The 13637-nt window shown below is 70.6% G+C and carries 11 protein-coding genes; 4 read left to right on the plus strand and 7 right to left on the minus strand.

The window, feature by feature from the left end:
- The 7 genes from TX83_RS12255 to TX83_RS12285 all read right to left on the minus strand — a co-directional run.
- Window positions 1-675, minus strand: a 675-nt coding sequence (locus tag TX83_RS12255; protein WP_064748235.1) for an SDR family NAD(P)-dependent oxidoreductase, incomplete at its 3' end; no start/stop codon positions are given.
- Window positions 672-1499 carry a siderophore-interacting protein gene (locus TX83_RS12260; RefSeq protein WP_064748236.1) on the minus strand — a complete coding sequence of 276 codons (828 nt, stop codon included), beginning with the start codon at window positions 1497-1499 and terminating at the stop codon, window positions 672-674. The genes TX83_RS12260 and TX83_RS12255, both read right to left, overlap by 4 nt.
- Complete coding sequence (locus TX83_RS12265) at window positions 1496-2818, minus strand: condensation domain-containing protein (RefSeq protein WP_064748237.1); 1323 nt, start codon at window positions 2816-2818, stop codon at window positions 1496-1498. The genes TX83_RS12260 and TX83_RS12265 overlap by 4 nt, the downstream gene beginning before the upstream one ends.
- Window positions 2818-3696 (minus strand): isochorismatase family protein, encoded by an 879-nt coding sequence (locus TX83_RS12270; protein ID WP_186442588.1) that lies wholly within the window; start codon window positions 3694-3696, stop codon window positions 2818-2820. Before TX83_RS12270 ends, TX83_RS12265 begins: the two co-directional genes overlap by 1 nt.
- Window positions 3693-5396, minus strand: a complete 1704-nt coding sequence (locus TX83_RS12275) for a (2,3-dihydroxybenzoyl)adenylate synthase (protein WP_064748239.1) — start codon at window positions 5394-5396, stop codon at window positions 3693-3695. The genes TX83_RS12270 and TX83_RS12275 overlap by 4 nt, the downstream gene beginning before the upstream one ends.
- Window positions 5393-6643, minus strand: a complete 1251-nt coding sequence (locus TX83_RS12280; protein ID WP_075575138.1) for an isochorismate synthase — start codon at window positions 6641-6643, stop codon at window positions 5393-5395. The genes TX83_RS12275 and TX83_RS12280 overlap by 4 nt, the downstream gene beginning before the upstream one ends.
- Before the next feature lie 326 nt (window positions 6644-6969).
- The gene (locus TX83_RS12285) at window positions 6970-8319 is read right to left on the minus strand and encodes a glycoside hydrolase family 16 protein (RefSeq protein ID WP_064748241.1); all 1350 of its coding nucleotides are present in this window, start codon (window positions 8317-8319) and stop codon (window positions 6970-6972) included.
- 263 nt (window positions 8320-8582) lie between these two features.
- On the opposite strand from TX83_RS12285, the gene TX83_RS12290 reads away from it, so the two are divergent.
- The 4 genes from TX83_RS12290 (at window position 8583) to TX83_RS12305 (ending at window position 13633) form a co-directional block, all read left to right on the plus strand.
- Window positions 8583-10079 (plus strand): MBL fold metallo-hydrolase, encoded by a 1497-nt coding sequence (locus TX83_RS12290; RefSeq protein WP_064748242.1) that lies wholly within the window; start codon window positions 8583-8585, stop codon window positions 10077-10079.
- A 157-nt stretch (window positions 10080-10236) separates the two neighbouring features.
- Window positions 10237-10635: a CopL family metal-binding regulatory protein gene (locus tag TX83_RS12295; protein WP_261370123.1), complete on the plus strand. Its 399-nt coding sequence runs from the start codon at window positions 10237-10239 to the stop codon at window positions 10633-10635.
- Window positions 10636-10799: 164 nt separating this feature from the next.
- The gene (locus TX83_RS12300) at window positions 10800-12623 is read left to right on the plus strand and encodes a copper resistance system multicopper oxidase (RefSeq protein ID WP_064748244.1); all 1824 of its coding nucleotides are present in this window, start codon (window positions 10800-10802) and stop codon (window positions 12621-12623) included.
- On the plus strand, window positions 12620-13633 hold the full coding sequence (locus TX83_RS12305; RefSeq protein ID WP_064748245.1) for a copper resistance protein B: 1014 nt from the start codon (window positions 12620-12622) through the stop codon (window positions 13631-13633). The genes TX83_RS12300 and TX83_RS12305 overlap by 4 nt, the downstream gene beginning before the upstream one ends.
- Window positions 13634-13637 lie beyond the last annotated feature (4 nt).

The raw sequence follows: 13637 nt of genomic DNA on the forward strand, positions 1-13637 counted from the left end.
GAGCCGATAGGACGCCGGCACGCCGTCGAGGATGTCGCGCCGCGCCCGCTCGTCGGCGGCGAAGGCGCGTTGCATCGCGGTGTCGGTCGAGCCGGGCGAGACGATGTTGCAGCGGATGCCGAACGGCGCCAGCTCCAGCGCCAGACAACGCAGGTACTGGTGCGCGGCGGCCTTGGAGGCGGCATAGGCGGCCATGCCGATCCGCGGCGCGGCGGCGGCGTTGGAGCCGACGGCGACGATGCTGCCGCGGCCGCGGTCGCGCATGCGCCGGGCGACCGCGCGGGTGGTCGCGAACACCGCCCGCGCGTTGACCGCCATGCAGGCGTCCCAATCTTCGAGATCGAGCTCCAGGCTGGCGCCGACGCGCAGGATGCCGGCGACATGGGCCAGGTGCTCGATCGGGCCGCGCTCGCGCTCGATCGCCGCGACCGCCGAATCCACCGCTGCGGCGTCGGCTAGGTCGAGCGCGATCGCGCCGACTTCGGCGCCGCATTCGCGCAACCTCGCGGCGGTCGCCGCGAGCGTGTCGCCGTCGCGATCGATCAGCGCCAGCCGCGCCCCCTCGCCCGCCAAGCGCTGCGCGGTGGCGGCGCCGATGCCCCGGGCGGCGCCCGTGACCAGCACCAAGCGGCCGGCGAATTCGCCTGCGCTCGCGCTCGCAGCGACGGCGTTCATGCCGCCGCTTCCTCGAACGCATCCATGATCCGATGCCGCTCTTCGTGATACCGGTCCTCATCCCAAGTTTCTTTCCAGTACGGCACGGCGTACATCATCGAGCGCGGCACCTCGCGCTCGCGGGCGAGGAAGTCGCGGATCGCCACCACTTGAGCGGTTTCGCCGGCCAAGGTCACCGACAGCCTCTGCCCGGTCGGCCATGGCATGGCCCGCAGCGCGTCCAGCAGCCGTCGGCTCGGCGCCGCCGGCGCTCCGTCGCGCGAGAACCAGCGCGCATGCAGGCGCGGGTGCGACGGCAGGTCGAGTATCTCGCCGGCATCGGGCACTTCCAGCAACGCGTCCACCCGAGCCTGCGCCGGCAGTTGCGCGATCACCGCGCACAGCAATGCGTAACTGCTCGGGTCGCCGATCAGCACAAAGCGTTCGGCTTGCGGCTGGAACAACGGCGGACCGCCCGGACCGGCCAGGCCGAGCGGGTCGCCCGGGCGTGCAGTCGCCGCCCAGCGCGAGGCCGGACCGTCGTCGCCGTGCAGGACGATATCGACATCCAGCTCGCAGGCCTGCGGGTCGTGGCGCGCCACGGTGTAGGTGCGCACATGCGGACGCGGCGCATCGGCCGGCCACACCGGCCCGCGCTCGCCCATGCCGGGCAGCGCCGGCGCCTCGCCGGCCACGGCCGGGAACAACAGCTTGATGTGGGCGCCCTCGCAACCGCCCGGAAACCCGGCCAGGTCCGCGCCCGACAAAGTAATGCGGCGCATCTGCGGACTGCGTTGGACGATGCGCGCGACCCGCAGCAACCGCGGCCGCGACGGCGCGCTCATGCGGCCTCCGCGGCGGTGCCGCCGCAGTGCGCCGCCAGCGTCGCCAGACTGGTGTCCGGGCGGGCGATGACCGCATCGAGCAAGTTCAGCAGGGCCGCTTGGTGCGCTTCCAGCACCTCAGCCGGATAGGCCTGCGGGTTCGCCTCCAGGTCCAGGCGCAGGCCGTCGGGCAAAGGCGAGACGGTGATATCGAGGTCTTCGACCGAGCCGACCGAAATCGGATGGGCGCGGCTGCGCAAGCCGTCGAAGACGAAGCCGCGGTCGAACGGCATCAGGTTCAGCACCGGCCCATACAATTGCGCGTGGCTGTCGGCCAGGCCGAGGTCGCCGCGCAGCCACTCGTAGTTGTAGCGTTGGTGCGGGCGCAGGGCGCGCAGTTCGCTGGCGACCTCGCGCACCAGCGCATCGAAGCTCTGGCCCGGGTCGAGCGCGATCCGCAGCGGCACCACGTTCATCGCCATGCATGGGACGCCCAGCGCGGCGCTGCCCAGCCGGTTCATGACCAGCAGACCGAGCGCGATCTCGCGCGCACCGCTGCGGGCATGCATCCAGGCCGCGATCGCTGCGACCAGCCAGCTCGCCCAATCCGCACCCGCCGCCCTCGCGGCGGCTTGCCAGGCCGGGTACTGCGCCGACGGCAGCAAGTGGCGCAACGAATGCGCAGCGGCGTCGGGCGCGCACTTGCGCCCCAGCGTGACCGGCTCGCCCGCGCCCTGGAAACGCCCGAGCCAGAACGCGCGGTCTTCTGCACAGCGCGCCGAGCGCCGGTAAGCGGCGTCTTCGGCCACCACCGGCGCCAACGACCAGTCGCGCGCCGCCGACGCCGCGGGCCCGCCGACGGCGGCGCTGTACAGTTCGGCGACGCGATGGATCAGCAGCAAATAGGCGAAGCCGTCCAGCGCGATGTGGTGGACGCGCAGATACCACAGATGCCGTCGCGGCCCGAGCCGGAGCAGCGCGCTGGCGAACAACGGCCCCTGCGTCAGATCGGCGCGGCGCGCGAGGTCCTTGTGCATCCAGCCCAGCGCCTCGCTCCATGGATCGGCGGCGGTGGAGAAATCGATCGACGGCCATTCGACGCAGCGAGCCGGGTCCAACGCCTGGATCAGACCGCTTGCACCGTCGCGGTAGCGCATATGCAGCGCATCGCAGGCACGCAGGGTCTGCGTCACCGCCGCCTGCAGGGCCTCCACATCGAGTTCGCCCTCCAGTTCCACCGCTTCGGCGGTCCACAGCGACGGGCTGTCGGGGTCGAGTTGCTGCGCGGCCCACATGCCGTATTGCGGCCCGGTCAGGCCCAAAACCTCCGGTCCGCTCATCAGGCTGCCCGGCGCGAATCGATCAACCGCCACCAGTCGGCGACGCTGGCGCGTTCGGCCAACTCGACCAGGCCGATGCGCTCGCCGCCGGCCGACCAGCGTTCCAGCAAGCTCATCAACCGGATCGAATCCAGGCCGATCTCGAACGGATTGTCGTCGGCGCCGACTTCATCCAAGGGCAATTCGACGATCTGCGCCAGTTCGCTGCGCAGCTGCACCAGGCTGCGCGGCAGTCCCAGGCCCGCGCTCAGCGCCGCCTCGCAGCCGGCGCGGTCGATCACCACGCCGCAGCGGCGCGAGACGTAATCCAGCGCCATCGCATGTTCCTGGGCGGAAAAATCCGCGACCGCGTCGCCGACCAGGAACGGCTGAATGTCGTGCATGAAGGCGTCGGCCACGGTCATCATGCAGCCGATATGGGCGTAGATGCCGCACACGATCAGTTGATCGCGGCCTTGCGCGCGCATGCGCTCGCCCAGGTCGCTGGAGACGAACGCGCTGTAGCGCCACTTCGTCAGCACCGTGTCCTGCGGCCGCGGCGCGATCTGCGCCGCGACCGGGGTCAGCTCCGGCTTGGCGGTGATGCCCGGCCCCCACCACGGCTGCAGCAGCCCGCGCTGGGCCGCGCTCTGTGCGCCGGGCTGGGCGGTGTAGACCACCGGCACGCCGGCGCCGTCGCAGGCTTCGCGCAAGGCGCGGATATTGTCGATCAGCGCCGGCACCGGCGCCTGGCTGCGGTCGTAGAAGCCGAGGAAATAGTCCTGCATGTCGTGGATCAAGAGCACGGCCCGCGCCGGCTCGGGTCGCCAGTCGACGCGGTTGGCAGGCAGGCGCTCGGCGCCCGGCATGGGGTAACTGGCAATAGTCGGGATCGTCATGAAGGGTCTGCGATAACGGTAGGGAAAGCCGCCGCGGTCGGCGCGGCGGCGGAAACGGGGGCGCCCGGGGCGAGGCGCGCGCGCAAGGCCTTCTTGTCGATCTTGCCGACCGCGGTCCGCGGCAGCTGCGCGACCACTTCGATCCGGTCGGGCACCTTGTAGGCGGCCACGCCACGCTCGCGCACGAAACGTTGCAGCTCGCGCGGCGCCGGCGCCGGCTCGCGCAACACCACGAACGCGCAGCTCTTCTCGCCCAGCCAGCGGTCCGGCATCGCCACCAGGGCGGCGTCGAACACCGCCGGATGGGCGAGCAAATGGCTTTCGACTTCTTCCGCGGCGATCTTTTCGCCGCCGCGGTTGACCAGGTCCTTGGCCCGCCCCTCCACCACCAGATGACCGCTCGGCAGGCGGCGCACGCGGTCGCCGGTGCGATAGAAGCCGTCGACGGTGAAAGCGCGCGCGTTATGCGCCTCGGCCTTGTAGTAACCGCGGATGGTGTAAGGGCCGCGGGTCAGCAAATGCCCGACTTCGCCCTCGGCGACCTCGACGTCTTCGTCGTCGACGATGCGGATCTCGTCGTCGTCGCTGATCGGCCGGCCCTGGCTGCCCAACACCAGCTCCGCCGGATCGTCGTCGCGGGTGTAGTTGACCAGCCCCTCGGCCATGCCGAATACCTGCTGCAGGCGGCAGCCGAAGGCCTCCGGCACGCGCCGGGCGACCTCGCCGGCCAGATGCGCGCCGCCGATCTGGATGGTGCGCAGGCTGGACAGGTCGTAGCGGCGGCGCGCGGCCGACTCCAGCCAGGCCAGCGCCAGCGCCGGCACCACCGCGGTAAGGGTGACCCGCTCGCGCTGGATCAGTTCGAAACAGGCGTCCGCCTCGGGGCGTCGCGCCAGCACCACGCAGCCGCCGGCATCGAACACGCCCAGGGCGCCGGGCGAACTCATCGGGAAGTTATGCGCGGCCGGAAGAGCGCACAGATAAACGCAATGCGGGTCCAGGCCGCAGATCCGGGCACTGGCGCGGACGCTGTACAGATAGTCGTCGTGAGTGCGCGGGATCAGCTTGGGCACGCCGGTGCTGCCGCCGGACAGTTGCAGAAACGCGACCTCGCCCGCATCCGGGCCATCGACCGGCTCCCCGGCCGGCAGCGGTTCGTCGTAGAGCGCGTCGAACGCGTGGAATTCCTGCGCGTCGCCGACCACGATCGCCGACTCCAGGCAAGCGTGCTCGGCCTGCAGTTCGCGCAGCATCGCCCGATAGTCGAAACCGGCTTCGCGGTCGGCGACGATCGCCGCACGGGCCTGGGCGTGGCCGACGAAGTACCCGATCTCCGCGCGCCGGTGCGCCGGCAACGCGAACACCGGCAGCGCGCCGACCCGGAACAGCGCGTAGCAAGCGACGTAATGCTCGGCCAGATTCGGCAGCTGCAACACCACCCGGTCCCGCGCCGCGATCCCCACGCGGCGCAATCCGGCGGCGAAGGCGCGCACGCGCCTGTCGAACTCCGCATACGACCAGCGGCGATCGCCGCAGACCAGCGCTGTGCGCCCGGAATGCTGCGCGGCGAGCTGCGCCAGCCGCGTGTACAGGCCGATGCCGGCCCAGTGGCCGCGTTCGCGGTAGCGTCGGGCGAATTCCGCCGGCCAGGGCACGAAGCCGTCCAGGCGATCGGGCCCATTCTCCGATGCGGCGCTCATGCCCCGCCCTCCCCCATTGCCGGCTCCACGGCGTGCGCCAGCCCCATCGCTCCCAGCATGGTCCTCAGCTTGGCGCTGGTTTCGGTCAGCTCGGCCTCCGGCTCGGACCCCGCGACGATGCCGGCGCCGGCAAACACCGTTGTCCGCTGCTCTTCGACCAGGGCGCAACGGATGGTCACCGCCCATTCGCCGTCGCCGTCGGCATCGCACCAACCGACCAGGCCGGTGAACAGTCCGCGGTCGTAGCCTTCCAGTTCGCGGATCGCGTCGCGCGCGCGCTCGGTCGGCGCGCCGCACACCGCCGGGGTCGGGTGCAGCGCCAACGCCAGGCGCAGGGAGCCGGTCGCCGGGTCTTTCAGCACGCCGTCGACCCGGGTCGACAGGTGCCACATGGTCGGCGTCGCCAGCAACGACGGCATCGGCGGCACTCGCAACTCGCGGCAATACGGCGCCAGATTCGCCGCCACCGCCTCGACCACCAGGGCGTGCTCGTGCAGGTCCTTGGCCGATTCCAGCAAACCGCGGGCACGGCGCGCATCTTCGTCGGGATCGGCGGCGCGCGGAATCGACCCGGCCAACGGATTGGACACGATGCGCGCCCCGCGCTTGGCCAGCAGCAACTCCGGGCTCGAGCCGATCAGGCAAGCCGGCGCCCCTTGCAACGCGGCCAGGTCCATGGCGAAGGTGTACGCCGAAGGCGCACGCGCCAGCAGTTGCGCCAACAACTGCGGTACGTCCACTCGCGCGCCGATGCGCAGGCTGCGCGACATCACCACCTTGCGCAACGCGCCGTCGCGGATCTGCGCCAGCGAGCGTTCGACGTTGCGCTTGAACTGGGCCGGCGCCGGCACCGGCTCGATCGCCGGCCGCGCGCGCGCTTCGCCGCCGGGCACGGCGCTGAGCGCCGCTCCGCGATGGCGCGCGCGTCCGGCCGCGAACACCGCCTGGGTCGGCAACCACAACCGCGCGCCCTGGCTGCGGTCGAACGGCACCGCGCCGAGCAAAGGCAAACGGCCGTGTTCGATCGCGATGTCGGCCAGCAGGCCTTCGGCGGCGCCGGCGAGATCCTCGTCGATGGCGCGGCCGAGCGGCGCGAGCAGGCCGCGCGCGTGCAGTTGTTGCTGCGACGAGGAAAACAGCGAGTCCTGCGCCTGATAGCCGGACAACAACGGTGGCGCAGCGACGGTCGCTTGCGCCGAAACGGGAGCGGAATCCTGACGCGCCAGTCCATTGGCTTCGCCGATCATGGCGCGCCTCCGCAGGCGGCGGCGACAAGGTGGGACGTGTGCGGCCGCGGAAGCGCGCGCGCAAGGACACGGACTGGCGCGATATGCGCGCCGCGAGAGGATTTCACGGAAGCACCTGCAAGCTCTGGGAGAGGGGCGAGCTTGCGGGCGCGGGCGCCGGCTGGCTGAGAGACGGCCGCAACAGCGCCGTCGAGTGCCGGATAAAGTAAGCGCAGCGGGCGGCGTTGGCAAGGCGAAGCGCGCGCGCTTCGCTGCGAGTTGTGTGCTGCGCCGCACGGTCCGGAACGACCGTGCGGCATCGCATTGCGTGCGATCGTGCGCGGCGATCAGTAGTCCTGGTAGTAGACGTTGTCGACGAAGACGTCGACGTTGCTGCCCGGCGGATCGGCCGCGAGCATGAACATCTGCTTCAAGGCGCGCAGATCCAGATCATGGAAAGCGCTGAATGGAATACTGACCTCGTGCCAGCGGCCGTCGCGCACCAGCCCGTACTGCTGGCCGCCCGGAGCGAACACGATCCAACTGTCGCCGAAGGAGCTGTTGAGGCCGATCTTGAAGCTGTTCGTCGCGGTGGTGCGCATATGGAACTTGAGCCGGCCGTTGCCGAAACGGCTCAGGTTGCGATAGCCGGTATACACCCCGAGGCCGTACCAGGCGCCGGCGTTGGCGCGGAACGCCATCGACTGGCTGCCCTCGTAGGCCGGCGCGGCGATCGGCGTCAGGTTGTTCCACAGATACAGTTCCGCGTCGCGGCCGTAGTTCAGACGCGCGTTCATATCGCCGCGCTCGGTGTACACGCCGAATTTGCCCGCCGGCGCTTCGGCGCCGGTGTAGAGCTCGCTGCCCGGGTTCTGGTACAGGCGGATGTAGTCGATTTCCATCCTGCCCGGCAGCGGCGCGCTGATGCCGGCATTGGACAGGATGCCGGTATAGCTGCCGCCGACGGCCAGGTTCAACAGCAGAAAGTGCTGTTGGTGAAACTCGTGCAGCGACGCACCTTCGATGTCGGAAATCGCGAATTCGAAGAACTGCCGGCCGTCGACCGACACGCGGATGAACTGCGGGTCCCAGGTCATGCGGTACACGTGGAAACCGCCGGCGAGGTCCGACGCGCTGTCGTAGTCGCGGCCGTAATCGGCCTGCGAACCGCGGTAGTCCCAATGCACCGCCGCGCCGACACGGCGATTGGTCAAGCCGGCGCCGATCGCCGCGGCCGAGCCCATCTCCATCAGGTCGATTTCGCCGCGCGCCGGCCAGTTGCCGACCGTGCCCAGCATCCAGTACGCCGGCCACAGGCCGTTGCGCAGGTCCGGCACCTTGATCCGCGCCTCCAACGTGCCGTATTTGAAGTGCAGGCGACCTTCGGTCTTGAGTCGCGCCGACGTGAAACCGCGGCTGCCGAAGGCCTCCCGCCGCGCTTCGATCACCAGGCGACCGTTCTCGATCCGCGCATTCTCCGGCCGGCTGGTGTAGTACTGCAGCTCGCTGTTGCCCCAGCCGCACAGGCCGATCTGGCAGCCGTCGCCGACGTCGTAGGTCCAGCGGTTGCGGTCGATGGCCGGGCCGTTGAATTCGTCCTGCCAGACCAGGGTCTGCGCGGCGGCCGGCGACGGTGCGCAGACGGCGCCGAACAGCGATGCCAGCAAGGCCGAAGATGCGAAGCGTACGAGGTTCATGGGCGGACTCTCCTGCAGCCAGTGGGGGCGTCTGCCGCGGCAGACCGGCCGAATGTCCTCGCTATGACAGCGCTGTCAACGGCTGAGGCCGCTTACCGCGGCGCGGATGCGCCGGATTGCCGGCCGGGTTCACGCTTCCGGTGTGGCCGGCGTGCGGCTGCGCTGCTCCGCGTGCTGCAGGACAGCACCCGCCGGCGTCGCGCCGGGCTCGCGGATCGGACGCGGACGGTGATAATCGGGCTTTGCTTCCGGTCCCGGCCCGCATGCCCCTGTCGCGCCTGCTGCTACGTACGCTCCTGCCCGCCGTCTTGCTGTGCGCCGCCCTGCCCGGCCGCGCCTTGGACCTGCCGCAGCGCTGGGTCCATGGCGCCGCCGGCGAACCCACCCTGCAAGTACAGGCCGCCGCACCGGGGCTATGGGTGCTGCGCCAGTCCAAGCGCTCCAATTTCGAGGCGCCGTTCCTGTATCTGATCGCCGGCGAACGCCGCGCCCTGCTGCTGGACAGCGGCGCCGAACCCGTCGCCGGCAGCGATCTCCCGTTGCGTGCCACCGTCGACGCATTGCTCGCTCAATGGCAGCGCGAACACGGCCGCGGCGAAACCTTGCCGCTGGTCGTCGCGCACACCCATTCGCATCGCGACCACACGCACGGCGACGCCGCTTTCCGCGATCGCCCGCAAACCCATGTCGTCGGCCGTTCCGTCGAGGAAGTCGCCGCGTTCTTCGGCCTGACGCGTTGGCCCGAAGGCGAGGCCGGGTTCGACCTCGGCGGCCGCGAACTGCGCGTGCTGCCGCTGCCGGGGCACGACCCGGCGCATATCGCGGTCTACGATCCGCCCACCCGCAGCCTGTTCAGCGGCGACAGCCTGTATCCGGGACTGCTGACCGTGCGCGATCTGAACGCCTACCGCGCCAGCGCGGCGCGCCTGGAGGCATTCGCCCGCCGCCGGCCGGTCGCGCAGGTCCTGGGCGCGCACGTCGAGATGAGCGCCCGCCCCGGCGAGTTGTATCCGATCGGCACGGCATTGCAGCCGGACGAGCACGGCCTGGCGCTGGACGGTGCGGTCCTGCGCCGCTGGCGGGCCGATGTCGAGGGGCTCGGCGATTTCCTCCACCAGGACACGCGCGCTCAGTACGCCTTCGCCCGCGTGCCCCACGCCGGCGAGTTCGCCGATGCGCCCAACACCCACGGCATGCTGGTGGCCGGGGTCGATACGGTCTATCTCTCGCATCTGCCGATGCTGCATTCGCCGCACGACTACCAGTTGATCTTCGAGGCCGAACTGCCGGCGCAAGCGCTGGCGTCGTACCGCGACGACGCCGGCCGCCACCCGCAGGACTACTACACCCTGGCGCCGAGCGAGCGCTGGGCGCTGGTGCAGACGATCAAGCCCGAAGCGCGCTTCCGCGCCGACCTCTATCGCGGCCATTTCGAACGCGACGGGACGCCGATCGCGCGCGAGGTGGAAGTGACGGTGCGCCGGATCGTGCATTTCCGCCGCTTCGAACCCGGCCGCAGGCCCGACCCCGGCGCCTGGATCGCCTTTGGCCGCGGCCGCGAACGCTTCCTGGCCCATCGCATCGAAGGCGCTCCGGACATGGACCAGATCGTCCGCATCGACGGCGATGCGGCGCCGGAAGGCCAGACGCTACGCCGTCCGCAGGCGCGCGGCAGCGGCGAGTTGCGGGTCGGCGACGGCATCGGCCGGGGCCGGGTCGAGCGCGTGCTGTACACCGAATACGGCGATCTGGCGCGGTGAGGGGCGCGACCCGCGGCTTGACCTTCCCACGTGGGAAGGTTGCATGCTGCATCGCGCGGACCCATCGGCAGCGGCTTGAAACCCGGCGGCCGCTGCACCATTCTGTGCCCCGCCCTCCTGTCGGCGTTTCATGACTCTGTATTCGCTCCTGTTGCGCGTGCTGCTGGTCGTCGCCCTGAGCCTGAACGGCTATGCGGCGGCGGCCATGTCCGTGAGCGGAGCGCATGCCATGCATGCCGCCCCCGACCGCGCCGTCGCGCTGGCCGCGACCGGATCGGCGGCGGACGACGCTTCAAGCGATTGCCATGGCCGCGAACGGGCGACCGATTCCGCACCGGCCCTCGCCCCCGAATCGCCGGCGCCCGACCGCGGCCCGCCGACCGACGACTGTTGCGGCAAAGCCTTGTGCCAGTGCGACTGCCTGCAAGCCGCCGCGATCGTCCGCATCGCTCTGCCCCTGCCGGCGCCGCTGGCCGCCGCGCGCCCGGCGCCGGCGCCGGACACGGTTGCGCCCGACGCCGGCTCGAACCGCCTGATCCGACCTCCCATCGCCTGAGTCCTTCGCCGGAGCTCGCGCTCCGCTGACCGGCATCGCCGCGCGCCTCCCGCGTGCGCGCCTGCCGCGACTGTCCGTGGCCGCTGCGCCCCTTGCGCGTGCCGCTTGCCCGGACCCGAACGCTTCGCGACACTGCTCGCGACGCTTCCCGCAAGGAAGGTCTCATGAACCGATATCCCCGTCTCGGCGGCAACGACGCCGCGCATCCGCCCGACGCCAGCCGGCGCCGCTTCGTCACCGGCCTCGCCGTCGGCGGCCTCGTCGCCGGCAGCGGCTTGTGGCGCCACGCCGCGGCCGCGCCGCTGGCCGGCGCGCCGCAGGTGCTCAGCGGCACCGAATTCGACCTGTCGATCGGCGCCGCGCCGGTCGATTTCACCGGCCGCGTGCGCAGCGCGATCACCGTCAACGGCAGCCTGCCGGCGCCGCTGCTGCGCTGGCGCGAAGGCGACACCGTGACCCTGCGCGTCGCCAACCGCCTGCGCGAGGGCATGACCTCGATCCATTGGCACGGGCTGATCCTGCCGGCCAACATGGACGGCGTGCCAGGACTCAGCTTCGACGGCATCCGCCCGGGCGAGAGCTATGTCTACCGGTTCAAGGTCGGCCAATCCGGCACCTACTGGTACCACAGCCATTCCCTGTTCCAGGAACAGGCCGGCCTGTACGGCGCGATCGTGATCGACCCGCGCGAACCGGCGCCGTTCCGCTACGACCGCGAGCACGTGCTGCTGTTGTCGGACTGGACCGACCTGGACCCGGCGGCGCTGTTCCGCCGGCTCAAGAAGATGTCGAGCTACGACAACTACTACAAGCGCACCGTCGGCGATTTTCTCCGCGACGCGGGCGAGCGCGGTCTGCGCGAGACCCTGCGCGACCGCGGCGAATGGGGACGGATGCGCATGACCCCGACCGACCTGTCCGATGTCAACGGCCACACCTACACCTATCTGCTCAACGGCCGCACGCCGGCCGGCAACTGGACCGGCCTGTTCCGGCCCGGCGAGAAGGTGCTGCTGCGTTTCGTCAACGGCTCGGCGATGACCTACTTCGACGTGCGCATTCCGGGGCTGAAGATGACCGTGGTCGCCGCCGACGGCCAGTACATCCACCCGGTCACGGTCGACGAATTCCGCATCGCCGTGGCCGAGACCTTCGACGTGCTGGTCGAACCCAGCGGCCAGGACGCCTACACCATCTTCTGCCAGGACAACGCCCGCACCGGTTATGTACGCGGCACCCTGGCGGTGCGCGAGGGCCTGCAGGCCGAAGTGCCGCGCAACGATCCACGGCCGTTGCTGACCATGGACGACATGGGCCACGGCGGCATGGGTCACGGCGGCCACGACATGGGCGGCATGAAGGGCATGGAAGGCGGTTGCGGCGCCAACATGGGCCACGGCGGAGGGACCAAGGGCATGGAAGGCGGCTGCGGCGCGAACATGGGCGGCGGCGCTCACGCCCAGCACGGCGCCGCGGCGGCGCCCCAGGGCGACCCGCGCCTGATCGACATGCGTGCGATGAGCGTGGCGCCCAAGCTCGACGACCCCGGCATCGGCCTGCGCGGCAACGGCCGCAAGGTGCTGACCTATGCCGACATGCGCAGCCTGTTCGACGATCCCGACGGGCGCGAGCCCGGCCGCGAGATCGAGCTGCACCTGACCGGCCACATGGAAAAGTTCGCCTGGTCCTTCGACGGGCAGAAGTTCGAAGGCGCCGAGCCGATCCGCATGACCTACGGCGAGCGCCTGCGGGTGGTGCTGGTCAACGACACCATGATGACTCACCCGATCCACCTGCACGGCCTGTGGAGCGACCTGGAGAACGAGCGCGGCGAATTCCACCTGCGCAAACACACCATCGACATGCCGCCCGGCACGCGCCGCAGTTACCGCGTGCGCGCCGATGCGCTCGGCCGCTGGGCCTACCACTGCCACCTGCTCTACCACATGGAAGCCGGGATGATGCGCGAAGTGAGGGTCGAAGAATGAGCCGTCGTCGTTCGCGTATTTCCGCACTGAGCCTGGCGCTGTGCGCCGCCGGCCTGGCACCCGGCCTGGCCGCGGCGCAATCGGCGCACGCCGGGCACGCTCCGCAACAGACTGACGCGCCCGCTGCGCAATCGGCCGAAGTCGATCATTCGAAGATGGATCATTCGAAGATGGGCCACGGCGAAGGCGACCCTTCGCAGACGGATCACTCGAAGATGGGTCACGGCGAGGCCGATCATTCGAAGATGGGCCACGGCGTAGCCGATGGCTCGCCCGCCGCGGCCGCGGTTGCCGGCGAACCGCGCGAGCCGATTCCGGTGCCGACCGAGGCCGACCGCGCCGCGGCGTTTCCGCCGCTGCAGCACCACATGCAGCACGCGCCCGCGGTCAATCACTATCTGTTGTTCAACCGGCTCGAATCGGTCGAGGCCGAGCACGGCGGCGCCCAGGCCTGGGAAGCGCAGGGCTGGATCGGCACCGACACCGATCGGCTGTGGCTGCGCAGCGAAGGCGAGCGCGAGCACGGCAGCACCGAATCGGCCGATCTGGAAGTGCTGTACGGCCGCGCGATCTCGCCATGGTGGGATGCGGTAGTCGGCATCAAGCACGACTTCCGCCCCGAGTCGTCGCAGAGCTGGGCCGCGTTCGGCGTGCAGGGCTTGTCGCCGTACAAGTTCGAAGTGGCCGCGACCGCCTATGTCGGCGAATCCGGACGCACCGCGCTCAACCTGGAAGCCGAGTACGAACTGCTGTTGACCAATCGGCTGATCCTGCAGCCGCTGATCGAGGTCGACCTGAACGGCAAGGACGACGCGCGGCGCGGGGTCGGCCGCGGGCTGAGCACGGTCGAAGCCGGCCTGCGCCTGCGCTACGAGTTCAGCCGCCGCTTCGCGCCGTACATCGGCCTGAGCCGCGAGCGCGCCTTCGGCGACACCGCCGATTACCGGCGCGCCGACGGCGAGGACGTGGACGACACCCGATTCGTCGCCGGCATCCGGCTCTGGTTCTGACGAG

The organism is Lysobacter antibioticus HS124, assembly GCF_000336385.2.
Classification (GTDB): domain Bacteria; phylum Pseudomonadota; class Gammaproteobacteria; order Xanthomonadales; family Xanthomonadaceae; genus Lysobacter; species Lysobacter firmicutimachus.